Source organism: Sphingobium lactosutens (genome assembly GCF_013393185.1).
GTDB lineage: Bacteria > Pseudomonadota > Alphaproteobacteria > Sphingomonadales > Sphingomonadaceae > Sphingobium > Sphingobium lactosutens_A.
On sequence record NZ_QJQX01000035.1, the window covers coordinates 14,061 to 40,548 of the forward strand.

The 26,488-nt window shown below is 62.7% G+C and carries 26 protein-coding genes and 2 tRNA genes; 15 read left to right on the forward strand and 13 right to left on the reverse strand.

Annotation, left to right across the window (positions count from 1 at the left end; genetic code table 11):
* The first annotated feature begins 13 nt into the window (after positions 1 to 13).
* Both parC and DM806_RS05680 read left to right on the forward strand, forming a co-directional pair.
* The gene (gene parC, locus DM806_RS05675; protein WP_179042261.1) at positions 14 to 2,302 is read left to right on the forward strand and encodes a DNA topoisomerase IV subunit A; all 2,289 of its coding nucleotides are present in this window, start codon (positions 14 to 16) and stop codon (positions 2,300 to 2,302) included.
* A 60-nt stretch (positions 2,303 to 2,362) separates the two neighbouring features.
* Positions 2,363 to 4,117, forward strand: coding sequence for a putative bifunctional diguanylate cyclase/phosphodiesterase (locus DM806_RS05680; RefSeq protein ID WP_179042262.1), 1,755 nt, complete (start codon positions 2,363 to 2,365; stop codon positions 4,115 to 4,117).
* On the opposite strand, the gene DM806_RS05685 is transcribed toward DM806_RS05680, so the two are convergent.
* Genes DM806_RS05685 through DM806_RS05700 form a run of 4 tightly spaced genes read right to left on the reverse strand, consistent with a single transcriptional unit; the run spans position 4,081 to position 7,025 of the window.
* Positions 4,081 to 5,292 carry a CCA tRNA nucleotidyltransferase gene (locus DM806_RS05685; protein WP_179042263.1) on the reverse strand — a complete coding sequence of 404 codons (1,212 nt, stop codon included), beginning with the start codon at positions 5,290 to 5,292 and terminating at the stop codon, positions 4,081 to 4,083. The genes DM806_RS05680 and DM806_RS05685 overlap by 37 nt on opposite strands.
* Positions 5,273 to 5,881, reverse strand: a complete 609-nt coding sequence (locus tag DM806_RS05690; RefSeq protein ID WP_179042264.1) for a CoA pyrophosphatase — start codon at positions 5,879 to 5,881, stop codon at positions 5,273 to 5,275. Before DM806_RS05690 ends, DM806_RS05685 begins: the two co-directional genes overlap by 20 nt.
* Positions 5,878 to 6,444, reverse strand: a complete 567-nt coding sequence (locus DM806_RS05695) for a DUF1285 domain-containing protein (RefSeq protein WP_179042265.1) — start codon at positions 6,442 to 6,444, stop codon at positions 5,878 to 5,880. The genes DM806_RS05690 and DM806_RS05695 overlap by 4 nt, the downstream gene beginning before the upstream one ends.
* A 44-nt stretch (positions 6,445 to 6,488) precedes the next feature.
* Positions 6,489 to 7,025, reverse strand: coding sequence for a GNAT family N-acetyltransferase (locus tag DM806_RS05700; RefSeq protein WP_179042266.1), 537 nt, complete (start codon positions 7,023 to 7,025; stop codon positions 6,489 to 6,491).
* A gap of 112 nt (positions 7,026 to 7,137) precedes the next feature.
* Here DM806_RS05700 and DM806_RS05705 point away from each other — a divergent pair, with 112 nt between their 5' ends.
* Positions 7,138 to 7,521, forward strand: coding sequence for a dihydroneopterin aldolase (locus DM806_RS05705; protein ID WP_179042267.1), 384 nt, complete (start codon positions 7,138 to 7,140; stop codon positions 7,519 to 7,521).
* A gap of 64 nt (positions 7,522 to 7,585) precedes the next feature.
* Here the strand turns inward: DM806_RS05705 and DM806_RS05710 are convergent, their stop codons facing one another.
* Positions 7,586 to 8,533, reverse strand: coding sequence for an isopenicillin N synthase family dioxygenase (locus DM806_RS05710; protein ID WP_179042268.1), 948 nt, complete (start codon positions 8,531 to 8,533; stop codon positions 7,586 to 7,588).
* A gap of 102 nt (positions 8,534 to 8,635) precedes the next feature.
* Between DM806_RS05710 and DM806_RS05715 the strand changes: the two genes are divergently transcribed.
* Both DM806_RS05715 and DM806_RS05720 read left to right on the forward strand, forming a co-directional pair.
* Complete coding sequence (locus tag DM806_RS05715) at positions 8,636 to 9,043, forward strand: EVE domain-containing protein (protein ID WP_179042269.1); 408 nt, start codon at positions 8,636 to 8,638, stop codon at positions 9,041 to 9,043.
* 154 nt (positions 9,044 to 9,197) lie between these two features.
* Positions 9,198 to 9,476, forward strand: a complete 279-nt coding sequence (locus tag DM806_RS05720) for a hypothetical protein (RefSeq protein ID WP_179042390.1) — start codon at positions 9,198 to 9,200, stop codon at positions 9,474 to 9,476.
* A 128-nt stretch (positions 9,477 to 9,604) separates the two neighbouring features.
* Here DM806_RS05720 and DM806_RS05725 read toward each other — a convergent pair whose 3' ends face one another.
* The gene (locus DM806_RS05725) at positions 9,605 to 9,907 is read right to left on the reverse strand and encodes a glycine zipper 2TM domain-containing protein (protein WP_179042270.1); all 303 of its coding nucleotides are present in this window, start codon (positions 9,905 to 9,907) and stop codon (positions 9,605 to 9,607) included.
* A 122-nt stretch (positions 9,908 to 10,029) separates the two neighbouring features.
* Between DM806_RS05725 and DM806_RS05730 the strand changes: the two genes are divergently transcribed.
* The gene (locus DM806_RS05730; RefSeq protein ID WP_179042271.1) at positions 10,030 to 10,473 is read left to right on the forward strand and encodes a cupin domain-containing protein; all 444 of its coding nucleotides are present in this window, start codon (positions 10,030 to 10,032) and stop codon (positions 10,471 to 10,473) included.
* A 482-nt stretch (positions 10,474 to 10,955) separates the two neighbouring features.
* On the opposite strand, the gene DM806_RS05735 is transcribed toward DM806_RS05730, so the two are convergent.
* The 4 genes from DM806_RS05735 to DM806_RS05750 all read right to left on the reverse strand — a co-directional run bounded on the left by DM806_RS05735 (position 10,956) and on the right by DM806_RS05750 (position 14,434).
* Positions 10,956 to 11,030, reverse strand: a tRNA-Thr gene (locus tag DM806_RS05735).
* Positions 11,031 to 11,059: 29 nt separating this feature from the next.
* Positions 11,060 to 11,917 (reverse strand): hypothetical protein, encoded by an 858-nt coding sequence (locus tag DM806_RS05740; RefSeq protein WP_179042272.1) that lies wholly within the window; start codon positions 11,915 to 11,917, stop codon positions 11,060 to 11,062.
* The gene (locus DM806_RS05745) at positions 11,914 to 13,227 is read right to left on the reverse strand and encodes a replication-associated recombination protein A (RefSeq protein ID WP_179042273.1); all 1,314 of its coding nucleotides are present in this window, start codon (positions 13,225 to 13,227) and stop codon (positions 11,914 to 11,916) included. The genes DM806_RS05740 and DM806_RS05745 overlap by 4 nt, the downstream gene beginning before the upstream one ends.
* Before the next feature lie 28 nt (positions 13,228 to 13,255).
* A complete protein-coding gene (locus DM806_RS05750) occupies positions 13,256 to 14,434 on the reverse strand; it encodes a glycosyltransferase family 4 protein (RefSeq protein WP_179042274.1) in 1,179 nt (392 codons plus the stop codon).
* A 122-nt stretch (positions 14,435 to 14,556) separates the two neighbouring features.
* Between DM806_RS05750 and DM806_RS05755 the strand changes: the two genes are divergently transcribed.
* Genes DM806_RS05755 through DM806_RS05765 form a run of 3 tightly spaced genes read left to right on the forward strand, consistent with a single transcriptional unit; the run spans position 14,557 to position 16,226 of the window.
* Positions 14,557 to 14,775, forward strand: coding sequence for a DUF2945 domain-containing protein (locus tag DM806_RS05755; protein WP_179042275.1), 219 nt, complete (start codon positions 14,557 to 14,559; stop codon positions 14,773 to 14,775).
* 57 nt (positions 14,776 to 14,832) lie between these two features.
* On the forward strand, positions 14,833 to 15,486 hold the full coding sequence (locus DM806_RS05760) for an MOSC domain-containing protein (protein WP_179042276.1): 654 nt from the start codon (positions 14,833 to 14,835) through the stop codon (positions 15,484 to 15,486).
* Positions 15,487 to 15,524: 38 nt separating this feature from the next.
* The gene (locus tag DM806_RS05765) at positions 15,525 to 16,226 is read left to right on the forward strand and encodes an NAD-dependent deacylase (protein ID WP_179042277.1); all 702 of its coding nucleotides are present in this window, start codon (positions 15,525 to 15,527) and stop codon (positions 16,224 to 16,226) included.
* Position 16,227: 1 nt separating this feature from the next.
* On the opposite strand, the gene DM806_RS05770 is transcribed toward DM806_RS05765, so the two are convergent.
* From DM806_RS05770 to DM806_RS05780, 3 genes are all read right to left on the reverse strand, one after another.
* Positions 16,228 to 17,256 (reverse strand): FecR family protein, encoded by a 1,029-nt coding sequence (locus DM806_RS05770; RefSeq protein WP_179042278.1) that lies wholly within the window; start codon positions 17,254 to 17,256, stop codon positions 16,228 to 16,230.
* Positions 17,174 to 17,779, reverse strand: coding sequence for an RNA polymerase sigma factor (locus tag DM806_RS05775; RefSeq protein ID WP_179042391.1), 606 nt, complete (start codon positions 17,777 to 17,779; stop codon positions 17,174 to 17,176). The genes DM806_RS05770 and DM806_RS05775 overlap by 83 nt, the downstream gene beginning before the upstream one ends.
* A gap of 180 nt (positions 17,780 to 17,959) precedes the next feature.
* The gene (locus tag DM806_RS05780) at positions 17,960 to 18,154 is read right to left on the reverse strand and encodes a hypothetical protein (RefSeq protein ID WP_179042279.1); all 195 of its coding nucleotides are present in this window, start codon (positions 18,152 to 18,154) and stop codon (positions 17,960 to 17,962) included.
* A 124-nt stretch (positions 18,155 to 18,278) separates the two neighbouring features.
* On the opposite strand from DM806_RS05780, the gene DM806_RS05785 reads away from it, so the two are divergent.
* From DM806_RS05785 to DM806_RS05810, 6 genes are all read left to right on the forward strand, one after another.
* Positions 18,279 to 18,363: transfer RNA gene (locus DM806_RS05785), tRNA-Leu, on the forward strand.
* A gap of 59 nt (positions 18,364 to 18,422) precedes the next feature.
* Entirely contained in the window at positions 18,423 to 20,033 is a 1,611-nt protein-coding gene (gene tig, locus DM806_RS05790; RefSeq protein WP_179042280.1) for a trigger factor, read from the forward strand.
* A 141-nt stretch (positions 20,034 to 20,174) separates the two neighbouring features.
* Positions 20,175 to 21,167 carry a glycosyltransferase family 2 protein gene (locus tag DM806_RS05795; RefSeq protein ID WP_179042392.1) on the forward strand — a complete coding sequence of 331 codons (993 nt, stop codon included), beginning with the start codon at positions 20,175 to 20,177 and terminating at the stop codon, positions 21,165 to 21,167.
* 90 nt (positions 21,168 to 21,257) lie between these two features.
* A complete protein-coding gene (clpP, locus tag DM806_RS05800) occupies positions 21,258 to 21,893 on the forward strand; it encodes an ATP-dependent Clp endopeptidase proteolytic subunit ClpP (protein ID WP_179042281.1) in 636 nt (211 codons plus the stop codon).
* A gap of 140 nt (positions 21,894 to 22,033) precedes the next feature.
* Entirely contained in the window at positions 22,034 to 23,302 is a 1,269-nt protein-coding gene (gene clpX / locus DM806_RS05805) for an ATP-dependent Clp protease ATP-binding subunit ClpX (protein ID WP_179042282.1), read from the forward strand.
* Positions 23,303 to 23,664: 362 nt separating this feature from the next.
* Positions 23,665 to 26,226: a TonB-dependent receptor gene (locus DM806_RS05810; protein WP_179042283.1), complete on the forward strand. Its 2,562-nt coding sequence runs from the start codon at positions 23,665 to 23,667 to the stop codon at positions 26,224 to 26,226.
* The last annotated feature ends 262 nt before the right edge of the window (positions 26,227 to 26,488 follow it).

Sequence of the window (26,488 nt, forward strand, 5' to 3'; positions counted from 1 at the left end):
TAAGCCGTCCGCGATGACTGATTATCGTGACCCGTTCGACGCCATCAAGGATCACCCGTTCGATGATGCGCTGTCCGAGCGCTATCTCGTCTATGCCCTTTCGACCATCACGGCGCGCTCGCTGCCGGACCTGCGCGACGGGCTGAAGCCAGTGCATCGCCGTCTGCTCTGGGCGATGCGGCTGTTGCGTATGGAGCCGGGTGGGGCTAACCCGGACGTGCTGGTCGCCAATCCCGCGCGCAACACCACCGCGTACAAAAAATGCGCCCGCGTCGTCGGCGACGTCATCGGTAAATATCACCCCCATGGCGACAGCTCCGTCTACGACGCGATGGTCCGCCTGGCGCAGGACTTCTCGCTGCGCACGCCGCTGGTCGACGGACAGGGCAATTTCGGCAATATCGACGGCGATAATGCGGCGGCGATGCGCTACACCGAAGCGCGCCTGACGCAGGCCGCCGCTGACTTGATGGCGGGGCTGGATGAAGGCACGGTCGATTTTCGCCCCACTTATAATGGCGAGGATGAGGAGCCTGAGGTATTCCCCGGCCTCTTCCCGAACCTGCTCGCCAATGGCGCCAGCGGCATCGCGGTTGGCATGGCGACCAGCATCCCGCCGCACAATGTCAGCGAACTGATCGATGCCGCCAACCTGCTGATCGACGATCCCGACGCCGATCATGCGGCCCTAATGCAGATCGTGCGCGGGCCGGACTTCCCGACCGGCGGCGTGCTGGTCGATAGCCCCTCGATCATTGCCGAAGCCTATGCCACCGGGCGCGGCGCCTTTCGCACGCGGGCGCGCTGGCACCGGGAGGATGAGGGGCGCGGCACCTGGATCGCGGTCGTCACGCAAATTCCCTATCAGGTCCAGAAATCGAAGCTGATCGAGCAGATCGCGGCGCTCATCAACGATAAGAAGCTGCCGATCCTGGCCGATGTGCGCGATGAATCCGACACGGAAATCCGCATCGTCATCGAACCGCGCGCCCGCACGGTCGACGAACAGGTGCTGATGGACAGCCTGTTCCGCCTGACCGATCTCGAAAACCGCTTCCCGCTGAATCTCAACGTGCTGGATTCGACCCGAACCCCGCGCGTTTTGGGCCTCAAGCCTCTGCTGATCGAATGGCTGCGGCACCAGATCGATGTGTTGGTCCGCCGCGCCCAGCATCGGCTGGAGAAGATCGCCAATCGCCTCGAACTGCTCGACGGCTATATCATCGCCTATCTCAATCTCGACCGCGTGATCGAGATCATCCGCACGGAGGATGAGCCGAAAGAAGTGATGATGGCCGAATTCGGCCTGACCGATCGTCAGGCCGAGGCGATCCTCAACATGCGGCTGCGTTCCTTGCGCAAGCTGGAGGAAATGGAACTGCGCCGCGAGCATAGCGAACTGCTCAAGGAAAAGGACGAACTGGAGAAGCTGGTCGAAAGCCCGGCCCGCCAGCGCACCCGCCTCAAGAAGGATCTGGCTGCGCTGCGCAAGCGCTACGGCCCGGAAACCGACCTTGGCCGCCGTCGTTCGCTGGTCGAGGAGGCCGCGCCCGCGCGCGAAATCCCGCTGGAGGCGATGATCGAACGCGAGCCGATCACCGTCATCCTGTCTGAACGCGGCTGGATTCGGGCGATGAGCGGGCATCGCGACCTGGCCAGCGCCGATACGCTCAAGTTCAAGGAAGGCGATGGCCCGCAATATGCCTTCCACGCCTATACCACCGACAAGCTGCTGATGGCGACCTCCACCGGGCGCATCTACACGCTGGCATCGGACAAGCTGCCGGGCGGGCGCGGCTTCGGTGATCCGGTGCGCTCACTGGTCGACATGGACAATGAAGGCGCGATCGTTGCGCTGATGCCGGCGAAGACTGGCAGTGAACTGCTGTTCGCTTCCTCCGACGGCCGTGGCTTCATCGCGGCCGTGGCCGACATCACCGCCGAGACGCGCAAGGGCAAGCAGGTGGTCAATGTTCGCGCCGGCAGCAAGTTGAGCGTCGTGCACCCTGTTGCGCCGGAGGCGGACAGCATCGCGGTCATCGGCGAGAATCGCAAATTGCTGGTCTTCGCGATCGCCGAAATGCCGCGGATGGCGCGCGGGCAGGGTGTCCAGTTGCAGCGCTATCGTGACGGTGGCCTGTCCGACGCCATCGCCTTCCGCCTATCCGATGGCCTGAGCTGGACCATGGGCGGCGAATCGGGTCGCACTCGCACCGAAACGGACATGTCTCCGTGGAAAGTCGCGCGTGGCGCCGCCGGACGCATGCCGCCGACTGGTTTTCCGCGCGATAACCGCTTTTGATTCATCGCAAATCCAAACGACGTTTCCAGAAAATTTACCGCTTCCCGATAGGTCGGACGCATGAAATCCATGTCCGTGCGCAACTGGCCGGTCAAAAAGACCAGCGTTGAGCCTCGTTGCGGGGAGGATGGCGCGCATCCGGGTCAGGGACTGGAGGTAGATCATTGGCTGGCGGCGCTGCCGCAGTCGGCCGGGATTTTATCCTACGAACCCGACGGCTTGTCCGTCGTCGCCGGCAATGATCGCTTCATGAAGCGGCTCGACCTCTATCGCGAGCGGACGAGCGGCAATGAGGGGAATGACCAGGGCTGGTTCGACCGTGTCGCCGCCTTTATCGATTCGGGGCAGGAGTCGATTGGCTTCGAAACCCGCCGGGACGGCAACCTCGGCCCGGAATATTTCATGTGCACCCTTGGTCGCCTGCCGTCAGGGGAGACGGATGCACCCCTGATTCTGCTGACGGTGACGGATCGCACGACCGAGCGGGCGATCGAGAAAAATCTGCGGCGGGAATTATTGTCGGACGGCCTCACCGCCTTGCCCAACCGCACCGGCTTCGGCGAGGAGATTGACGACCGGCTGAAGAATAATGCCTGGCCGGAGCATGCTCAGTTCGGCATCATCGCGATCGACCTCAGCCGCTTCAGCCGGGTCAATGAATCGCTGGGTCCGATGGCGGGTGACGAGTTGCTGATCACGGTTGCCAAGCGGCTCAAGTCCAGCCTGCGGCAGGGCGACGTGCTGGCGCGGATCGGCGGCAATGACTTTGCGATTTTTGCCCGTCTTAACAATGGCTTATCTGATTCCCTGCATATCGTGCAGCGGATCAAGGAAGCGATGAGTTCGCCGATCCGTCTCAGCGGCCTGCAAATCCGCGTCGATTGCGCGATCGGCTGCGCGCTGTCGATCAATCTTCAGGAAGATCCCGACGATGTGGTGCGCAAGGCGCAGGCGGCAGTGAAGATCGCCAAGCGCAGCGGCAAGGTCGAAATCTATCGCAATGGCGTCCTCAAGGAGGCGCAACGTCGCTTTTCGATCGAAAGCCGCCTGCGCGACGCGCTGGCGCAGGGCGGGCTGGCGCTCGCCTATCAGCCGCTCATCCATCTCCAGACCGGCGAAATCACCGGGTTCGAGGCGCTGGCCCGCTGGGATGACGAGGAACTGGGCCGGGTTTCGCCAGTCGAATTCATCGCGGTTGCCGAGGAAAGCGGTCTCATCACCTCTCTAGGGCGCTGGGCGGCCTATGAAGCCGCGCAGGCCTTGTCGCGCTGGGACGCGAAATTCGGCCAGCCGCTGCCTGTGGGCGTGAACGTCAACCTCTCGCCGATCCAGATGGCGCGGGACGATGTCGCCTCGATGTTCGAGGAAGCGCTCCGCTATTCCGGCGTCGATGGCAGTCGCCTGACGGCCGAAGTCACCGAAAGCGCCATCGTCGCCGACCCAGACAAGGCGCGCAAGCTGTTGTTCGCGCTCAAGGATTTGCAGATGCCGATCGCGATGGACGATTTCGGCACCGGCTTTTCCAACCTCGCCAGCCTGCACAGCCTGCCGATCGACATATTGAAGATCGACCGCAGCTTCGTCTCCTCCATGCTGGAGGATCGCGACAAGGCCGTCATCGTGCGCACCATATTGTCGCTCGCCGAATCACTGAATCTCAGGGTCACGGCCGAGGGGATCGAGACGCAGGATCTGGCCCATGCGCTTCAGAAAATGGGATGCTGGCAGGGGCAGGGCTATTATTTCGCGCGCCCGATGAGCGAGGCCGACGCCTTCGACTATTGGCGCGCGCGCTGGAATTTCGAGACGGTCTGATCCGTCAGTTCCGCGACGCGGGCGGCGTCGGGAAAATCCTCCGCGACCCACAGCCGCTGCACTTCCTGCAAGGCCTTGGCGATATTGGGACCAGGTTCCAGCCCGCGCGCGATCAAAGCGCCGCCGCCGATCGGCAGGGTAGGCGGGGTCCATCCTTCCAGCGGCGCAAGCGCCGACACTGATTGGGCAGGATCGAGCAACAACCGGTCGATCGCGCCCTCCACGCCGACCCGATAGGCGAGCGCACGCGGCGCTTCGCCTTCGATGCCCGGCTCCAGCGCTACGATCAGCCGCTTGCGCGCCTTGTTGGAGAGCTTGAGCCGCGCCCCGACCTGATCGGCCAATGCCGGATCGGCGGGCAGCAGCGCGGCGAGCCGGCGCAGGGCGGACGGACCAACACCGCTTTCAGCCTCGCGCGTCATCAATGCCTCGACCCGGTCGACGCCCGCCATCGTCACTTCGGGGAGGACCGGCATCAATATGCCCCCTTCCACCATCAGCCGCAGCGCGTGGATCGGCGCGGCGACGCCCAGCAACTTCAGCATCTCGTCGGAGATCCGCTCGCGCGACAGCGCCATCAGGCTGTTGGCGGCGGCAACGCACGCATCATAGGCGAGATTGTCCAGTTCGTTGTCGCCATAGCGCGCCAGGAAGCGGAAATAGCGCAGGATGCGCAGATGATCCTCGGCGATCCGGGCGGATGCGTCACCGATGAAGCGCAGCCGCCGCGCCTCCAGATCGGGCAGGCCACCGAAATAGTCGCTGATCGCGCCGGTCAGCGGATCGGCATAGAGGGCGTTGATGGTGAAGTCGCGTCGCGCCGCATCCTCGCGCCAATTGTCTGTATAGGCGATGGTGGCGCGGCGGCCGTCGGTGCTGACGTCGCGGCGCAGCGTGGTAATCTCTACCGGACCGTCGGGCAGGACGGCGGTGATGGTGCCATGGTCGATGCCGGTCGGCACCGCCTTGATCCCCGCCGCCTTCAGCCGGTCGACCACATCCTGCGGGTCCAGCGTCGTCGCTATGTCGAGATCGTTGACGGGCAGGCCCAGTAGCCCATCGCGCACCGCGCCGCCCACATAGCGGGCCTTGCCGCCGCCGGCATCTAGCGCGGCAAGCAGGCCGTCCAGGCCGGAACGATGACGCCATTGGGCGTCAGGCAGCAAGACGGTCATGACCCAGCCTTCGGGAAAGATTGGCCAGGATGGCGGCGGTGATCCCCCAGATGCGCCGATCCTGCCAGAAAATTTCATAATAATGGCGCATTGCGCCGGCGAACTCGACCTCGCGCTTTACCCGGTTGGCGGGGTCGAGCGCAAAGGCGAGCGGCAGTTCGAACCAACTGGCGACCTCCCCCTCCTGCGCATGCAGCGGCAGGTCTGGCGGGATGACCCCCAGCACCGGAATGATGTCGAAGCCGGTGAAGGTATGATAGCGGTCGGACGTACCGATGATCTGTACCTCGTCAGGCGGCAGAGCGATTTCCTCCTGCGCCTCGCGCAGCGCACCGGCAACTTCGTCGGCGTCGCTTTCATCAACCCGGCCGCCGGGGAAGGCGATCTGGCCGGCATGTTTGCGCAATGTGGTCGCCCGTTCGGTCAGGATCAGGCCCGGCTCCGACCGGTCAGTGATCGCGACCAGCACGGCGGCAGGGGCGAGTGCGACATCATCGACGATCCGCGGGTCGCGGACGTCCGACAAAGGCAGCATTTCGCGCCGATGCCCTTCCTCCAGTGCGGCGCGCAACCGTTCCGCCAGGCTCATTCCGCGCCGTCCAGCGGAAAGAATGCGCCATCGCTCCACAAGCCGACACGGTCGCCGCCTTCCTCCAGCGCCAGGTTCATCAAATCATAATAGACGCTGCGCGCGACCAGAGCTTCCAACCCGCCGCGCACATGCAGATAGGGGTGCGGGCCGTCCGGCGTCTCGCGCAGGGTCAGGCCATTGTCCGCGCCAGCAGTGACCAGATCGCCGCTGTTCAGCCGGAAGATCAGCGTGCGCTCTCGCCTTTCGCCCTCTGTCTTCAGTTCCACCGCGACGAAAGGGGCATCGTCCACAGCGATATCCAGCTTCTCGACCGGCGTGACCAGCACATGGCTGCCATCCGGTTCACGCCGCAATATGCTGGAGAACAGCCGCACCATCGTCTCGCGGCCGATCGGCGATCCCTGATGATACCAGGTGCCGTCGCGGGCGATGCGCATTTCGCTGTCGCCGCAATGATCGGGATTCCATTTCTCGACCGGCGGCAGGCGCTTTTCCGCCAGCAGGCGCGCTATGTCGGCCAGCGATAGGGTGGACAGGTCGGGCAATGGCTCCATCGGCATGAGGCGGAGATAGGAGCGTCCTCGCTCGAAGGCAAAGAACTAATTCAGGCCGCGACCGCGATGCGCGGCGCCAACATGCCGGTTCCGGCCACGCGTCCACCATCCACCGGCAGCGCCAGCAAGCGGCGTTTCTCGAACGGACCGGGCGCGTCCCATCCGCTCGTGCCTTCGTCGGTGAAGCCCCAGAAGCGGCCATAATATTCGGGGTCGCCGATCATCATCAGTGGCTCGGTCCGCAGCGTCCTGGCGGCCGCGACCACCGCGTCCATCATCGCCCGGCCATGGCCGCCATGCTGGTGCGCGGGATCGACGGCGACCGGACCTACCATGATCAGCGGCGACTGGCTGCCATCGGCCTGGGTCAGCGCCACCGGCCAGCTTTGCAGCGTGCCGATCAGCGCGCCGTCCGCATTCACGACGGCGAAGGAGAGGGCAGGGAGCCAGGGCATTCCGTCGCGGATCTTGTAAGCGGTGCGGCCATGGCGATCAGGACCGAAAGCCGCGTCGAGCAGCTGCTCGATCGCCTCTTCGGGCTGACTGTCCAGGGGAAGAATGTGAGACACGACTTGCCGTTCCGCCATCAATGGCGCATGGGGCAGCGCCGGAGCGGCGGGCTTTAGCGTCCGCGCCGCAAAATGAAAGACTAAATAGGCCCCGCCTGACCGCAGGATATGGGCCATATGTGGCAAGGCTATGCAGACAGGATTTGACGATTTTCTGACGCTGGAGGTCAACAATCTCCATGTCGACGTGCTGACCGGCATCTACTCGGAGGAGACGCATCTCCCCCAACCGCTGCGCATTTCCATCCGCGCGCGCCTGCGAATCGCCGACCATTACGATCCGTCGACGCCGCTAACCCAGTCGAAAAACTATATGGACTTGAAGCACGCCGCCTCGACCGCGCTGCCCGAAGGCGTCCATTTCACCCTGATCGAAGCGGTGGCCGACCATATCATCGACACCATCTTCCTTCAGGACGACAAGGTCAGCCATGTCGAGGTGAAGATCGTCAAGCTGGCGCTCAGCGAGCGCGGCGAGGAAATCGGCATCACCCTTGGCCGCGGGCGGAAGTAAATTCCGCCCCGTTCGTTTCAAGCGAAGTCGAGAAACGCGTCCCGACTTCGCTCGAACCCCAACCTCATCCCTTCTTGATCAGCCCGATCTCGATCAGCCGCTCGGTCAGATAGTCGTGCGCGCTGATCGGCGCTTCGCGACGCGGGTTCTCGTCGGTCACGCATTGCGGCAGCGCGTCGATCATGAAATCGGGGCGCAGATGCAGGAAAAACGGCATCGAATAGCGCGAATGGCCGCGCCGTTCCGGCGGCGGATTGACCACGCGATGGCTGGTCGAGGGCAGCACATGGTTGGTCAGCCGCTGCAACATATCGCCGACATTGATCGCCAGCGCGCCCGGCGGCGGCACGACCGGCAGCCAGTTGCCGTTCCGGTCCTTCAGTTCCAGCCCGCCTTCCTCCGCGCCCAGCAGCAGGGTGATCAGGTTGATATCCTCATGCGCGCCTGCGCGGATGCCGGGTGCTTGCGGTGACACTGGCGGATAGTGGAGCAGGCGCAGGATCGAATTGCCATTCTCGACCGGACCGTCGAACCAGCGCTCGGGCAGGCCGAGATAGAGGGCGATCGCCGACAGCAATTCCGCGCCGACGCGATCGAATTCGCGATACAGTTTCGCGAAGACCGGCTTGAACTCCGGCATTTCGGCAGGCCAGATATTGGGCGGCATGGTGTCGGCGAGCGGATCGCCTTCGGGCAGGTCGCGGCCGACATGCCAGAATTCCTTTAGGTCATTCTCGCTCGCGCCCTTGGCGATCTCGACGCCGAAGGCGGTGTAGCCGCGCTGGCCGCCGTTGAACTTGGCGTCATAGGCGCGCTTCACATCGTCCGGCAGGGCGAAGAAATCGCGCGCCAGCGCCCAGCCATTGTCGACCAGCGTCTGATCCATGCCATGGTCCTTCACCATGGCGAAGCCGAAGCGCTGGAAGGATTCGCCGAAAGCCTGAGCGAAGTCTGCCTTGGGCATCTCCGCCATGGACAGGACGGGCACCTGTTCCAGTATCGTTTGCGACACTTTTATTCTCCAGATCTCGAAAAAGGGGGCGCCACCCATATGCGGCCGCCCGCGCATAGCCGCATCCTTGATCGCGCCAGACCGCTGTTGCAAGAAGGCAAAATGAACTATTGGCTGATGAAATCGGAACCCGACGTCTTTTCCTATGACGACCTGGTCAAAAAGGGGAAGGCCGAATGGGACGGTGTGCGGAACCATGCGGCGCAGGGGCATATGAAAGCGATGCGCAAGGGCGACCTTGCGTTCTTCTATCACAGCAATATCGGCGTCGAGGCGGTCGGCATCATGAAGATCGTCGAGGAAGCCGCGCCCGACAGCACGGACGACAGCAGCAAGTGGATCGCGGTCCATGTCGCGCCGCACGAAAGGCTCGAAAAGCCGGTGACGCTGAAGGCCATGAAGGCCGATTCGGCGCTCGCCGACATGGTCATGTTGCGCCAGTCACGTCTTTCCGTCGCCCCACTGACCAAGGCGCAGTTCGACCATATCGTCGCTATGTCAAAGGCTTAATTGGATCAGTGGGACGCGGTTGCACATGATGCAATCGGGCGGTCATTTTTTGCGATTGTCGCTTTGTCGCAGTGCCCCATATGACGGCGGCAACAGAACAAGAATAAAGAACAGAGGTGTTTGATCGGCATTCACAAGGAGTTTACCCATGCGAATGCTGTCCAAGTTCATTGTCGCCGGCGCCCTGAGCGCCATCGCCGCCACCGCCGTCCAGGCCGAGGAAGCCGCTCCCAAGGAGCGTTTCACCCATGAAGGCTACACCTATGTCTATCAGGTGAAGGACACGAAGAACGGCAAGCTGATTTCGGGCCGTCGTTTCCCCGACGCCGTCGCCTTCAACCTGGCCGTCAAGAACGGCAAGGTTTCGGGCGTGTCGGGTGGCCAGCCGGTCGCGTTCAAGGTCGAAGACGCGCGCGGCGCCGCTTCGGAATAAGCTTTCGGCGCTGACAGGATTTAGGGACGGCATCCGACGGGATGCCGTCCCTTTTTCATGCCCCGCGGGCATAAGATCCGTTGGTTAGGGAGCCGACGCCGCGCAAGGGGCGGCGACGGCTAGACCGATCAGCGGCAGGTGCGCTTGCTGTCGATCGCCTTGCCGAGCAGCGCGCCGCCCGCCGCACCCAGGATGGTGCCGGTGGCGCGGTCGCCGCGCGTGTCTATCGCACGGCCAGCCAGCGCACCGCCGACGCCGCCGACGATCATGCCGGTGGTGCCGTTCGACTTGCGGCAATAGGTGCGGCCGTCGCGGCCACGCCATTCCTTGTAACGATAATGTTTGCGGGCCTGGGCGCCGTCGGTCGGCACGGCCAGCGATACCGGAATGGCCAGCGAAACGGCGGCCAGGGCGAGCAGGGCTTTACGCATGAATTTCTCCTCCAGATAGCGTGATTTGTCGCTAGAACCCGCACTTATTGATCGAAGTTGCATGAACCTACGGCAACAATCTAAGTCGTTGTTTCCGGAGAAATAAAATTTGAGGCGAAATGATGCGCGCGAACGATGAGCGGGATGCGAAGGCGCTGATCGCGGCGCTGGAACTGGCGCCCCATCCCGAAGGCGGCTGGTACAGGGAGACGTGGCGCGCCGCCGCTGCACCGGGTGAGCGGGCAGGCGGGACGGCGATCCTTTTCCTGCTGGAAACGCATGAACGATCGCACTGGCACAGGGTGGATGCCGACGAACATTGGTTCTGGCACGCGGGCGCGCCGCTGATCCTGTCGATCGCAGCGCAAGGAGGGGTGGAGTCACGGGATTTGCTGCTGGGGCCGGACATATTGGCCGGGCAGATGCCGCAGGGTTGGGTGCCCGCGCATCACTGGCAGGCTGCCGTACCGCAGGGGGGATGGGCGCTGGTCAGTTGCACGGTCACGCCGGGCTTTGATTTTGCAGGATTTACGCTGGCGCCGCCGGACTGGGAACCCGGCGCCTGAACCTTATCCACAAAGTTATCCACAGATTTGCGAAAAAATCTGTCACGAAACTGTCCGATTTCGCTTGGAACGACTCGCAGATGGTGAGACGATCTCATTATCGAGACGATGGAAACGGAGCAATCCGCTTCTGCAAATGGATGAGAAATCAGGCATTTAAATCGTATCGCTAGTTCGCCGGCAGGCAATGTTCGCAAGAACGGAGCTGGAGCTGACGAATGGATCGTTTGAAGCCGCTACCGGGTACGCGCGAAAGTGAACGTCGGGGATCGGGGACAGACGACAAGCAACGGGATGGCGGCCCTTGGCCAAAACCCGATGCAAGCCGGAGCAACGCCTCTTTCAGAGGATGGTGCGAAGGATACGCCGGGCCGATGATCGCATCCTGAAAAGGAAGCGGATCGATAGACCTGACGGAAGTGGGGACCGGCAGAAATGCCGGCCCCCATTTTGCATTTGGGGCAGGCATTTCTGGCTGGAAATGGTGCCGGATGAGGGGATCGAACCCCCGACCTTCGGTTTACAAAACCGCTGCACTACCGCTGTGCTAATCCGGCGCACCGTTTCGAGTGCGACGCCCTTACTATCAGATCACGCCGAAGGTCCAGCCCTCAGTTCGCGCTATTTGCGGTGTCAGGTCCGTGGGTGCCCACAGGTCCGGGCAAAGCGCGGCGTTTCGCATCCAGGCGGCGGTCACGATGGCGTCCGCGCCATGGTCGTCCGGCATGGTATCGACGTGCCTTTCGGATCCCAGATTCGTCAAGGCATCATTGAGAGCGACCGGATCGCGCATCTTGGTGCGGCCCTTGGGGCGGCCGGCGGCGCGGGCGGCGATGCTCGTGTAGATTTCGACCACCAGCGAGCCCGCGGAAGGCAACGGATCGAAAGGCCAGACCGGCACATGGCGTCGCACATGGTGCAGCAGGCGCATTCCCGCAAAGCTGGCCTTGGCGACCTGCGCCGCGCCGATCGCGTCATAGACGGTGGATGGTTTTCCACCGCCGACCGCATTATAATGGGCTTCGCAGGCGCGATTGTGCATGAAGTCGGCCTTCTCTCCATCGGCCTTGCCGAAGTAGAAATGGCGGCGATGGGCGACCTCCAGCAGGCTGGCCGCGCCCAGGTCGATATCCGCGCAGATCGTATCGACATAGGCCCAGAAGGCGGGGGCGTCCTCCGGCACGGCATCGCCGGGCAGATACGCGCCCCGCGCCACGAAGGGCGGCGCAAAGCTGAAATCGAAACCGAACAGCGTCGGTGCTTCCGCTGCCTTGTCCAGCAACCAGTCCGCCACCGCCTGCCGCGACCAGATGCCATCGGGCGCCGGGATCAATTGCGGCGCCGCCTCGCCAGCCTCGCACAGGGCGACGGCGATCCCCTTGTGCCGCGCGCCCTTGGCCCCCGACCAGTCGATCGCGGCGAAGCGCGCGAAACGGGGCGTCACGCCGGGCCGCGCTCCGCCCGCAACTTGTCCCAATAGGCGATGCGTTCGGCGATCCGTGCCTCGAACCCGCGATCGGTGGGGCTGTAGAAGGTCTGCGGCGTCATCTCCTCTGGCCAGTAATTGGCGCCGGAAAAGCCCTGATCCGCATCGTGGTCATATTGATAGCCCTTGCCGTAGCCGACCTGCTTCATCAGCTTGGTGGGGGCGTTGACGATGTTCATAGGCGGCATCAGCGACCCGGTGTCGCGCGCCGATTTGAACGACGCCTTCATCGCCATATAGCCGGCGTTCGACTTGGGCGCGGTCGCGCAATAGAGGCAGGCCTGCACGATCGCCAGTTCGCCCTCCGGCGATCCCAGAAACTCATAGGCGTCCTTGGCGGCGAGGCACTGGACCACCGCCTGTGGATCGGCCAGCCCGATATCCTCGGTGGCAAAGCGGACGAGGCGGCGCAGCACATAGAGCGGCTCCTCGCCCGCCGTCAGCATCCGCGCCATATAATAGAGCGCTGCCTGCGGGTCGGACCCGCGCAGCGATTTGTGCAGGGCGGAAATGAGGTTGTAATGCCCCTCCCGGTCCTTGTCATAAACCGCGACACGGCGATGCAGCAGCGCCGACAGGCCCGCCGGATCGAGCGGCTCGGGGATATCGATCGAATAGAGCGTCTCTACCTGATTGAGCAGAAAGCGGCCATCGCCGTCCGCGCTCGCCAGCAACGCCTCGCGCGCGGCAGCGTCGAGGGGCAGGGGGCGGTCCATCAACTGTTCGGCCCGTTCCAGCAACTGCTCCAGCGCGGTGGCATCCAGGCGCCGCAGGATCAGCACCTGCGCCCGCGACAGCAGCGCCGCGTTAAGCTCGAAACTCGGATTTTCCGTGGTCGCACCGACCAGCGTGACGGTGCCATCCTCGACGAACGGCAGGAAACTGTCCTGCTGCGCGCGGTTGAAGCGATGGATCTCGTCCACGAAAAGCAGCGTCTTCTCGCCTCGACGGCCATGCTCACTGGCGGCGGCAAAGACTTTCTTGAGGTCGGCGACGCCGGAAAAGACGGCGGAAATCGGCTCGAACCGCATCCCCACCGCATCGGCGAGCAGGCGCGAAATCGTGGTCTTGCCGGTGCCCGGCGGCCCCCAGAAGATGATCGAGGACAGGCGCCCGGCCGCCACCATTCGCCCGATCGCGCCATCCGGGCCGGTCAGATGTTCCTGCCCCACGACATCGCTCAGCGTGCGGGGGCGCAACTGGTCGGCGAGGGGGGCGGTGTCCGCCGTGTCGGCGGCAATGTCATCGGAAGCGAAAAGGTCGGCCATTGCGACCGATATAGGGAGAGATGGTCGATCAGGGAACAGGGCTGGACCGTGGCGACAGTCCCTGCGCTCGCTGGCGGATGACGCGCAAATAGGTGTCGACCAGCGCCTGGTTGACCTGGTCCCAGCCATTGCGTTCGGCGCGCGCCTGAGCTGCCTGGCCGGCGGCTGTCCGGGCCACCGAATCCTCGCAATAATATTGCAGCGCGTCGGCAAAGTCGCCGATCGCGCCGGGGCGGATCAGGCGGCCGGTGACGCCCTGCGTGACCAGGCTCTCGCTTCCGGTGGCGCGCGCCGCGACGGTCGGCAGGCCGCAGGCCATCGCCTCCAGCGTCACATTGCCAAAGGTTTCCGTAACCGAAGGATTGAACAGCATGTCCATGCTGGCGACCGCGCGGCCGAGGTCCGGCCCTTTCTGGAAGCCGGTGAAGACCGCCTGCGGCAGGCGGTTCTGGAACCATTCGCGCGCCGGGCCTTCGCCCACCACCAGCACCTTGTGCTGCACGCCGCGTTCGGCGAGCCGGTCGATCGTATCGGAAAAGACGTCCAGCCCCTTTTCCATGACCAGCCGTCCGATAAAGCCTATGGCGGGCACGTCGTCTTCGATGCCAAGGGACTGGCGCCAGCCAAGGTCGCGACGATCGGGATTGAATATCTCCCTGTCGATGCCACGGGTCCAGATGCCCACATCATAGCTCATCCGCTGTTCGCGCAGCAGCTGCGCCATCGATTCGGACGGCGCGACGATCGCGTCGCAGCGGCGATAGAAGCGGCGGAGCAGCGATTCGATCAGCGGTTCCAGAAAGGCGAGGCCATAATAGCGCGGATAGGTTTCGAACCGTGTGTGCACCGATGCGACTGTCGGCAGGCCATGGGCGCGCGCCCAGCTAACGGCGCGGTGGCCAAGCGGGTCCGGACTGGCGACATGGACGAGATTGGGCTGGAAGGTTTTGAGATCGCGGCGCAAAGTCGGCGACAGGCTATAGGGAACCCGATATTCCTTGCGCCCCGGAACGGCGAAGGAAGGGGCGCTGACTAACTCGCCGGCGGGTTCGAAGGCCGGGGTGTCGGTGGTCGGCGAATAAACCCGCACCGTCGCTCCCTGCTTCAGCAGATAGGAGACGAAACGATTGAGCGCCTGGTTCGCGCCATCCCGAACATAATTATAATTGCCGCTGAACAGGGCGATACGAAGGCCGGATGCATCCATCGGCGCCCCTTAGCCCAAGAGGAGTAAAAACCCAAGGGAACCAGTCAGGGGCTTGGGAATTCTGCCTTCGCATGGTCGAGGAACGGCCGGCGCGGTTGCCCCAGCGAGGAGAGGACGCCCTGATGACCGATACATTCCGTAAGGGAACACGGGTCAAGTGGAATTGGGGGCAGGGCGTCGGCCGAGGACGTGTTGCCGAACGATTCGATCGCCGTGTCGAGCGCACGATCGAAGGATCACTGATTCGTCGCAACGGGTCGCCGCAGGACCCTGCCTATCTCATCAGGGCCGACACTGGCGGCGAAGTGCTGAAGCTGGGGTCAGAACTCAGCAACGCCTGACGCCATTGTCGGCGGATCGGCCATCGCGTCGCGGACGCAGTCATGGCATGAGGAGGCATGAACAGACCTCATATGACCATCGACGCGCTGCTGGTCGGCACGCCGGTACCGTTTTGCGGCGACGACTACAGCGCCATTGCAAAGGCGCCGGTCCAGGGACCGGTGCGGATCACATGGGACGGGTTTGAAGGCAATGCCGTGGCCGATCGCATTCATCATGGCGGCTGGGACAAGGCTATCCATCTCTATCCGCAGGATCATTATGACTGGTGGAAAGAGCGCAAGCCCGGCCAGCCCTTGCTTGACGCGCCCGGCGCCTTTGGCGAGAATATCGCCACGCGCGGCATGACCGAGGACGATCTTTGCCTGGGCGACCGCTTTTCTCTGGGTAGCGCGATCGTCGAGGTCAGCCATGGTCGCCAGCCTTGCTGGAAGCTCGACCACCGCTTCGGCGCGCGCGACATCATGGCGACGATCGTGAAGACGGGGCGCTGCGGCATCTATTTCCGCGTCATCCGCGAAGGGGAGGCGGAGGCCGGGATGTGCATGGAATTGCTGGACCGCCCGTTGCCCGGATGGCCGATCGCGCGGGTGTTCCGTCTGCTGATCGGCGGCGGGCACAAGGCGGACCCGGACGCCGTGCGGGCGCTCGCCGCCATGGATGCGCTTGCCGAAGCATGGCGGGAACGGGCGCGCAAACTCGCGGCCTGAGGCTGGCGAAGCATCGGCGCCGCCGTTACGGTAAGCGCATGATCAAGGATATCCGCAACATCGTCATGCTGACCGGCGCCGGCATTTCCGCCGAATCCGGCCTCGCCACCTTTCGCGGTCCCGACGGGCTATGGGAAGGGCATCGGGTGGAGGATGTCTGCACGCCCGAAGCCCTCGCACGACACGCGGAACTGGTTCATCGCTTCTATGATGAGCGTCGCGCAAAACTGGCTGAGGTTCATCCGAACGCCGCGCATGAAGCGCTGGCGGCGCTCGATCGAGCATGGGATGGCGATCTGCTGATCGTCACGCAGAATGTCGATGATCTGCATGAACGCGCCGGGGCAAGGCGATTGCTGCACATGCATGGGGAACTCAGGTCGGCGCTGTGCGCGGACTGCGGCAAGGCGGTTGCCTGGGCCGATCCGCTGCCGCCGCAGTCGGTATGTGGTGGCTGCGCGCGCCCGTCGCTTCGGCCCGACATCGTCTTCTTCGGCGAAATGCCCTATGAGATGGACCGGATCGACGCTGCGTTGCGCGACGCCGACCTGTTCGTGTCGATTGGCACATCCGGCGCGGTCTATCCGGCGGCGGGCTTCGTTCAGACCGCCCGCCATGTCGGCGCGCGCACGCTGGAACTCAATCTCGATCCGTCGGCCGGCAGCTTCTATTTCGAGGAAAGCCGGATGGGACCGGCCAGCAAACTGGTCCCCGAACTGGTGCGCGAGTTGCTGGGCTGATTCAGTTTGCTGCGCCGTTGCTTGCTTCGGACGGCACTTCATCGCGGTACAGCAACATGACCGACCCATCTTCTCCATTCACCACGCGGATCGGCAGGCTGAGTTGCAGCGCGGACAGGAATTCTTGGCTGTCGGTAGTGCGGAAGCGGCCGCCGATCCGCAGCGACGACACCCGCGTATCCCCGATCAGGATCGGCGTGGCGCGGTAGCGATTGAACTCGCCCGCTGCCTGCTCTATCGTTTCGCCGTCCAGTTCGACCATCTGCTCGCGCCATGCGGTGCGCTGGTCGATCAGCTTGGGGCCAAGATGGGTCAGGGCGATGCTGCGCGGCTGGATAACGGCGCCGCTGCCTGCGCTGACTCGCTGCTGAACGCTGTTGCCCGAATGGACCGTGACGGTGCCGTGGGTGACGGTCAGTTCGATCATCGATGGGCGCATCCGCACGTTGAAGGCCGTGCCGACCGCCCGGATAAGCGCGGCGCGCGCCTCGACATCGAAGGGGCGTTCGGGGTCATGGGCGACATCGAAGGACGCTTCGCCCTTCAGGATGCGTACCTTCCGGCCATTGTCGGTGAAGCGGACTTCCGCCTCGCTGTCGCTGTTGAGATGCAGGGTGGAGCCGTCGTCCAGCGCGATGTCGCGCATCTGGCCGATCTCCGTCTGGTAGCGTTCAACGCCGCTGAAAGTGCGGACGGTGACGATCGCTGCAACGACGAACAGCATCACCGCGACGGCAGCGGCCACCATGATGTTGCGCGACAGGCGGCGCTGCTGCTCTTCGCTGACGATTGCCTGAAGCGGCGGCAGCGTGATGTCCGCGGCGGCGCTCTTGAGGCGCTCGGCGGCTTCCCATGCGGCTTCGGCGCGGGCGAAGGCTACGGCGTGGCGTGGATCGGCCTCGATCCATTCGCAGATGTCGGCTTCGTCTTGGGGGGTAGGGGCGCTGTTAAGCCTGGCCAGCAGGCGCGCGGCTTCCGCTTCTATCGCGTCCCTGTTCCCGCTGCTTGACTCTGGTCCCGACGCCTGCACGTTCGAAGTCCGTTTCCTCACGTTCCGCCCAGGCTCGCATAACTATTGCGATTGCTTTGGCCAGATGTTTTTCAACTGTAGAAACGGACAGCGACATTTCCTCCGCTATTTCCAACATCGATTTTTCATGGATGCGGCGAAGAATGAAGACGCGGCGGCATTGCGGGGGCAGCGACTCGACGATCGTCTCGACCTGGCGCAGCGCTTCGCGGGCGTGGAGCTGGGCCTCGATATTATTCTCGCCGCCCAGCAATTCGAGGTCTGCTATCGTCTCGAAGCTCACCACCTTGTTGCGGCGGGCGGTGTCGATGACGAGGTTGCGGGCGATCGTGAAGAGGTAGGCCCGGCCGGTGGTCACATTTTCCCAGTTATCCGTGGCATAGGCGCGGGCCATGACCTCGGCGACCATGTCGTCCAGTTCGTGGGTAGAAGGAAGTATCCTGCGAAGCCGGCCGCGCAGGGCTGCTTCCTGTGGCAGGATGACCGTCTTGAACCATTCCAGCTTGGCGCGAACCCTTAGCACGTTGACCCCCTTATTTGTCAGCCGCGCCTCTCCCTGCATTTCTTATATTTGTCATACTCAATCATGGATGCAGGGGGCTGTCCAGCCGTCGGGCGGTCATATTTTTAGCGATCAACCAAAATCTTCCTGCGGCGGGCAAATTTATTGTGGATAAGCCACAGTCCGCAGACGCTTCGTTGCTCAGACGGGTGGAGGAAGCTCCGTGGGCGCGTTGTCAGGCTGGTCATAATCCGGACCGACCGGGGTGATTTCGTCCGGCTCGGTCATTGGCGTTTCGACGGGCGGCGCGGGGGCGGGCATCTCATCCGGTGATTGCGGCTCGATCCTGTCGGGCGGGGGAACGCCGTCGGGCGCTGTGTCTGGGCGGGTGGCCATCACTGTCTCTCCTTTGACTTACAGACAGGCTACGCTTGGCCTGCACGACGGGTTCCGCGCTCGACGCCACTATCCCTTGCCTCTGCGTGCGCTTTTCTCTATGCCGCGCCGACCGGCGACCGATGCGGGCGTGGCGAAACTGGTAGACGCGCCAGATTTAGGTTCTGGTATCGTAAGATGTGGGGGTTCGAGTCCCTTCGCCCGCACCAGAGCGCCGCCTGCGGCCAAGCCACCGAAATTCAGCTGAAGAAAGCGTTTGAGAGAAGAGATGCAGACTGTCGAGACGTTGAACGAGGGCCTGAAGCGCGCCTACACCGTGACCATCACGTCGAAGGACATCGACGCCCGCGTGGAAAAGGAAGTGGCTGCGATCGCACCGCAGGTCCGCATGCCCGGCTTCCGCCCCGGTAAGGTGCCCGCGAATCTCGTGAAGAAGATGCACGGGGAATCGCTGCAGCGCGACGCGCTCAACAATTCGATCCAGGACAGCATTCAAAAGCTGATCGCCGACCAGAAGCTGCGTCCTGCGATGCAGCCGTCGGTCGAGCTGGACGAGAATTTCGAGTTCGGCAAGGACGCGGAAGTCAAGGTCGCGCTCGAAGTGCTGCCCGAAATCGCGGCGCCGAGCGTTGACGGCCTGAAGCTGGAACGCCTGACCGTGGAAGTCGCCGACGAAAAGGTCGCCGAAGCCGCCGGTCGCATCGCCACCCAGCAGGGCGCGCTCGAAGAGCAGGCCGCCAGCCACAAGGCCGCCGAGGGCGACACGCTGGTGATCGATTTCGTCGGCAAGGTCGATGGTGAAGCGTTCGAGGGCGGCAGCGCCCAGGACATCCGCCTGAAGATCGGTTCGGGCCAGTTCATCCCCGGTTTCGAAGAACAGCTGACCGGCGTGAAGAAGGGCGAGGAAAAGACCATCGAGGTCACTTTCCCCGAAGATTATGGCGCCGAGCATCTGGCCGGCAAGGCCGCGACCTTCGACGTCACCGTCAAGTCTGTGCTGGACGGCGACAAGCCCAAGCTCGACGACGACTTCGCCAAGTCGCTGGGTTTGGAAAGCCTGGAAAAGCTGAACGAGCTGCTCAAGGGGCAGATCGAGCAGGAACATAACGGCCTGACCCGCACCCACATGAAGCGCAAGCTGCTCGACCAGCTCGCTGCCTCGCACGACTTCGACGTTCCGCCGAGCATGGTGGAAGCCGAATTCGAGCAGATCTGGGCGCAGCTTCAGCATGAAGCCGGCCATGAGGAAGATCCCGAAGCGGCTCTCAAGGAAATGGAAGCCGAGAAGGAAGACTATCGCGCCATCGCCGTGCGTCGCGTCCGCCTCGGCCTGCTGCTCTCGGAAATCGGCCAGGCCAACGGCGTGACCGTCTCGGATCAGGAAATGAACCGCCTGATCATGCAGGCTGCGCAGCAGTACAGCCCGCAGGACCGCGAGCGCTTCGTGCAGTATGTGCGCCAGGATCCGATGGCCGCCGCTCAGCTGCGCGCGCCGCTCTATGAGGACAAGGTCGTCGACTTCCTGTTCGACAAGGCCGAAATCACCGACCGCGCCGTGACCCGCGAAGAGCTGGAAGCCGCGATCGAAGCCGAAGACGGTGACCTGAAGCCCCACGTCCATGGTCCGGGCTGCGGTCATGACCATCATGACGAAAAGCCCAAGGCGAAGAAGGCTGCCCCCAAGAAGAAGGCTGCCGAACCCGCCGAGGCGGAAGCCGAAGCCGAAGCTGCTCCGGCTGCCGAGGAAGCGCCTGCCAAGAAGCCGGCCGCCAAGAAGGCTGCCGCCAAGAAGGACGAGGCCGTCGCTGAAGACGCTGCCGCTGAAGAGAAGCCCAAGAAGAAGGCTGCTCCCAAGAAGGCTGCCGCCAAGGCCGAATAAGGCCGCCTGACCGGCTATGACGAGCGCCCGGCTTCCTTGGGAAGCGCGGGCGCTTTTCATTATGCAGGTGGCATGGCAGAGGGAATGTTAATCATGATGTCCCATGCAGACGGCATCAGCGGCAGGGACGAGTTTGCGACGATGAAGGAATTTCCACCCGTGACCGGCGATAGCGTGGATAGGGAGCCGGCTCTGGCGGGGCCGCGCATCGCGGTGATCCTGCCCTGCTATAATGAAGCGGGGGCGATCGTGCAGACGGTGGAGGATTTTCGTCGCGCGCTGCCGACCGCCGACATCTATGTCTTCGACAATAACAGCAGCGACGGCAGCCCCGAACTGGCCGCAAAGGCGGGCGCGATCGTCCGCCGCGTGCGCCAGCAGGGCAAGGGCCATGTCGTGCGCCGCATGTTCGCCGACGTAGACGCCGACATCTACATCATGGCCGATGGCGACGCGACCTATGAGGCCGCCGCCGCGCCGAAGATGGTCGCCGCCATGCTGGAGGATAATCTCGACATGGTCGTGGGTTGCCGCCGCGACGAGGTGGAGGCCGCCTATCGCCGCGGGCACCGCTTTGGCAACTGGGCGCTCACCAGCCTTTTGAAGCAGCTGTTCGGCCGCAGCTTCACCGACATTCTTTCGGGCTATCGCGTCTTTTCCCGCCGCTTCGTCAAGAGCTTCCCGGTCCTGTCCGCCGGGTTCGAGATCGAGACGGAGATCAGCGTCCATGCGCTCGAATTGGCCATGCCGGTGTCCGAAGTGATGACCGCTTATGGCGCCCGGCCCGAAGGATCGGTCAGCAAGCTCAGCACTTATCGCGACGGCTTCCGCATCCTGCGCACCATCATCACCCTGTATCGCATCGAGCGGCCGGTGCTGTTCTTCGGCATCATCGCGGCCTTGCTGACGGCACTGGGGCTGGGGCTGGCGGCGCCGCTCATCGTCACCTATCTCCAGACCGGCCTGGTGCCGCGCTTCCCGACCGCTATCCTGGTCACGGGCCTGATGATCCTCGCCACCCTGTCGATGATGTGCGGCCTTATCCTGGATACGGTCGTGCGCGGTCGGCGGGAGGTGCGGCGGCTGGCCTATCTGGCCTTCCGCGCGCCTTCGGATTTCGCCCTTCACCGCTGATCCGCGCCCCTGATCGGCAAGCCCCTTGAACCATTCGCCATTTGTGCCGATGTAGGGGCCGGGCAAAAGCAACAACTCTGAAAGAGCACAATGACCGATATCATGACCGATCCCATGGCCGCTCTGGTCCCCATCGTCATCGAGCAGTCGAACCGCGGCGAGCGCAGCTTCGACATTTTCTCGCGGCTTCTGCGCGAGCGGATCATCTTCGTGACCGGCCAGGTCGAGGACCATATGGCCTCGCTGATCGTTGCCCAGCTCCTGTTCCTCGAATCGGAAAATCCGAAGAAGGACATCTGGATGTACATCAACTCGCCCGGCGGCGTGGTGACGGCCGGCATGGCCATCCATGACACGATGAAATATATCCGTCCGCAGGTCGGCACCGTGTGCATCGGCCAGGCTGCGTCGATGGGCAGTTTCCTGCTGGCCGCAGGCGAGCCGGGCAAGCGCATCGCGCTCAGCAATTCGCGCATCATGGTGCATCAGCCGTCGGGCGGCGCGCAGGGCATGGCGTCCGACATCGAGATCCAGGCCAAGGAAATTCTTCGGATTCGTCGCCGCCTGAACGATCTTTATGTGAAATACACCGGCAAGTCGCTGGAAGAGGTCGAGAAGGCGATGGATCGCGACACCTTCCTGGAAGCGGACGAAGCCAAGGCGTTCGGTCTGGTCGACGAAGTGTTCGATCGCCGCCCGGCCGCTGCGGAAACAACCGACGCCTAAAGACTATCTTTACCGCGGTGCCCCACTTTCTCCCCTTGTGGAACGGGCGCACCGCGGGCTAGGATGGCCTTTGGACCAGAAAATCCCTCGCCGGACGTGGTTCTGGTATCGATTGGCCGGGGGGGAAGAGAGAATGGCGAATGACTAAGCTTACCGGTTCGGATTCGAAAAGCACGCTTTACTGCTCCTTCTGCGGGAAGTCGCAGCATGAGGTGCGCAAGCTGATCGCAGGACCGACCGTGTTCATCTGCGACGAATGCGTGGAACTGTGCAACGACATCATCCGCGAGGAGACCAAGGGCGGTCTCGTCGGCAAGAAGGATGGCGGCGTGCCGACCCCGCAGGAAATCTGCGATGTCCTCGACGATTATGTCATCGGCCAGAGCCGCGCCAAGCGCGTCTTGTCGGTCGCGGTCCACAATCACTACAAGCGCCTCAACCACGGCTCCAAGCCGGGCGAGGTCGAACTGGCCAAGTCGAACATCCTGCTCGTTGGCCCGACCGGCTGCGGCAAGACGCTGCTGGCGCAGACGCTCGCCAAGACCTTCGACGTGCCTTTCACCATGGCCGACGCGACCACGCTGACCGAGGCCGGCTATGTCGGTGAGGATGTCGAGAATATCATTCTCAAGCTGCTCCAGGCGTCCGACTATAATGTCGAAAAGGCGCAGCGCGGCATCGTCTATATCGACGAAATCGACAAGATCAGCCGCAAGGCGGAGAATCCCTCCATTACCCGCGACGTGTCGGGAGAAGGCGTGCAGCAGGCGCTGCTCAAGCTGATGGAAGGCACCACCGCCTCGGTTCCGCCGCAGGGTGGCCGCAAGCATCCGCAGCAGGAATTTCTTCAGGTCGACACGACCAACATCCTGTTCATCTGTGGCGGCGCGTTCGCGGGTCTGGAAAAGATCATCGGCGACCGTTTGGAGGCCAAGTCGATCGGTTTCGGCGCCCATGTCGCGGCGCCCGAAGAGCGCAAGACCGGCGAACTGCTGCGTCAGAGCGAGCCGGAAGATCTACTCAAGTTCGGCCTGATCCCCGAATTTGTTGGCCGTCTGCCGGTGATCGCGACGCTGGAGGATCTGGACGTGACCGCTCTGGTCAAGATCCTGGTCGAACCGAAGAACGCGCTGGTGAAGCAATATGGCAAGCTGTTCGACATGGAAAATGTCGAACTCAGCTTCACCGATGACGCGCTGACGGCGATTGCCAAGAAGGCGATCGAGCGCAAGACCGGCGCACGCGGGCTGCGGTCCATTCTCGAAGCGATCCTGCTCGACACCATGTTCGACCTGCCTTCCATGGAAGGCGTCGGCGAGGTGGTGGTCGACAAGGATGTCGTTGCCGGGACCAAGGAACCGATTCGCGTGTTCAGCGAGAATAAGAAGCGGGCCGAAGACGCCGCCTGATTCCGATCAGTTTTTGAGTCGAATTTGAAAGGGCCGGCGAGCAATCGCCGGCCCTTTTGTCATGCCTTGGGTGCGGCGCACAAAAATTCCCGTTGCGTTGCATAATTGCACCACTGTCAAACTATGATGGCGTACCCCTAATTCGTCATTAAAATTCAATATATTACCTCCAAAGGGGTAGCGCCTGGCCGGGCCTCGGCTGGGGCCAGGCGAGGAATGTGCCGATCATTGCGGTGCATTGTAACAAAATTGCAATCAGAGCATCACAGGGGCGTCGCCAGAGGCCGCCACAGGCGGCACCGGCTTGAAAGAGCAGGACATTCAGGGCGCGATCGCCACCTTTGAAAAGGGACAAGGGTCACATGAAACAGTTTCTAATGGGCAGCGCCGCGATTCTCGCGGTCGCCATTCCGAGTGCTGCGCTTGCGCAGTCGACCGGTTCGTCGGACTTCGAAGACAGCATCATCGTCACTGGTGCGCGGATCGACAATGGCGTCGGCGGCGTCAAAATCCCCGATTCGCCGAAGGCGAAAGTCGTGCTGGGTCAGGAAATCATCCAGGCGCAGCGCCCCGGTCAGACGATCAACGAAATCATCAACCTGGTGCCGGGCGTCAGCTTCACGAATAACGATCCCTGGGGTTCGTCGGGCGGTAACTTCACCATCCGCGGCTTCAGCTCCGATCGTATCTCGCAGACTTTCGACGGCATTCCGCTCAATGACTCGGGCAACTATGCGGTTTACACCAACCAGCAAGTTGACGCCGAGCTGATCGAGAACGTCAACGTCAACCTGGGTTCGACCGACGTCGACAGCCCGACCGCTGCTGCGGTTGGCGGCACCGTCAACATCAAGACCCTGGAACCGAGCGACGAATATGGCGTGCTTGCAAGCGCCAGCTACGGCAACATCATTGCCGACGGCTCGGGCGATCGCCCCTACTTCCGCATGTTCGGCGTCGTCAACACCGGCGATCTGACCGGCCATGGCACCAAGGCCTGGATTTCCGCCTCGCGCCTGAAGAACGACGCGGCCTTCGCCAACTACGGCAAGGTGTCGAAGCAACAATATAATGCCAAGATCTGGCAGGATATCGGCGACGATGGCGACTTCATCTCGCTTGCCGGTCACTATAACCAGAACCGCAACAATTTCGGCGGTTCGCCGCTGCGCGCCAACGCTTTCACCGGTGATAAGAAGGGCCGCTTCTATGACATCGCGGGCGGCTATCCCTGCAATGTCAGCCAGACCAGCACTCCCAATGCTTGCGGCACGGATTTTGAGCGTCGCTTTAACCCCTCCAATACGGGCAATGTCCGCCTGAACTCCAGGTTCACGCTGACCGAGCGTCTGACCTTCTCGGTAGACGGCGCTTATCAGTGGGTGAAGGCCAATGGTGGTGGTACCACCAGCGCCAATGAAACTTTCTTCACGGATTCCACCGGCTTCCGCGGGACCGGCAATTATAATGGCAGCTTCTACTTCGGCCGCGATTTGAACGGCGACGGTGTTCTCGGCCGCGTCACATTGGTGCAGCCGAGCCAGACCAATACCCGTCGCTGGGTGGGTATCGCGAACCTTGCTTACGAGATCAATGACAGCAACCGCGTCCGTCTGTCGTACAGCTATGATCGCGCCCGTCACCGCCAGACCGGTTATGCTGGCTTCCTCGACCTGGGAGGCACGCCGCTCGACGTGTTCCCGATCAACGATCCAGTGACTGACGCAGCGGGCAACGCGCTCCAGAAGCGCGATCGCAAGTCGATTGCCGAACTGAACCAGATCGCCGGCGAATATCGCGGTCAGTTCTTCGAAGACAAGCTGACCGTGCTGCTGGGCGGGCGTCTGCCGTTCTTCAAGCGCGAATTGGATCAGAACTGCTTCACCACCAGTTCGGGCGGTTTCGTCAATTGCGTGCCTGAAGATCAGCAGGCTGCTTACATCGCGACGCATCCTTACAGCTATAACGCTACCACGGGACGTGCGACCGGATCGGCGCTGCCGCAGGAGCGCAAGCTGAAGTACGACAAGTTCCTGCCTAACGTTGGTGCAACCTTCAAGATCACGCCGGAAATCAGCATTGCCGGTAGCTATGCGAAGAATATCTCGGTTCCGAGCACCGACGCACTGTACAATGCGTTCGTCTTCCCGGCGGACAGTGACTCGGCTTATCGTGTCGCGGAGACCTCGGACAGCTTCGACGCCAGCGTTCGCTACACGTCTTCGACGGTTCAGGCTGCTCTGACCGGCTGGTACTCGAAGTATAAGAACCGCCTTGTCACCGCCTATGACATTGACGGCAACGGCACTGACACCAACCTGGGTCCGGTGAAGAAGTATGGCCTCGACGGCAGCATTTCCTACACGCCGATCAAGGAAGTGACCGCCTATCTGTTCGGATCGTACATCAAGTCGGAAATCCAGAACGACGCCGTGACGGGTAGCTGCGCTCTCGACAGCGATATCCAGCTCGCCGGCCTTTGCTATGTGCAGGATGGCGTTGCCTACCTTCGCACGGCTGGCAAGCGTGAACGTAGCGCTCCAAAATATCTGTTCGGTGGTCGTCTGCAGGGCAATCTGGGTGACTTCACCCTGGGTGTTCAGGCCAAGAAGACCAGCTCGCGCTACATGAACGACATCAACGGTGAAGTTCAGACCGCGACGACCAGCACGGGCGTCACCAAGCTGATCGCGCCTGGTGCGAAGTTCGGTGCCTACACCGTTGTCGATCTCGACCTGCGCTACTCGCTCGCCAGCCTCGGCATGGAAAAGGGCGCGATCCAGCTGAACGTCAGCAATCTGTTCGACAAATTCTATGTCGGCTCGTTCAGCGGCGGTCTGGACACGCTGGCCAGCTCTTCGTCGGCTTTCGTGAACTTCGGTTCGCCGCGCGCGATCAGCGCCTCGCTGATCATCGGCTTCTAAAGCATCGTGCGGAAAAGTGGGAACCGGTTTTCCGCTTAAAACGATGCGACAACAAAAGGTTAGAGCGTGCGACCCGCGTCAGGTTTAACGCAGCACGCTCTAAGGCCGATCGATACCGCAAACAGGAAAGGGCGGGGAGCAATCCCCGCCCTTTTTCCATGCTTACTGTCCTATTCGCTTGGACCGACCTATATTTGCTGCGGCACTTTCCGATAGGATCGGGCGACCGTAACTTTATGTCAAAATCTGCGGGAAATGTGCG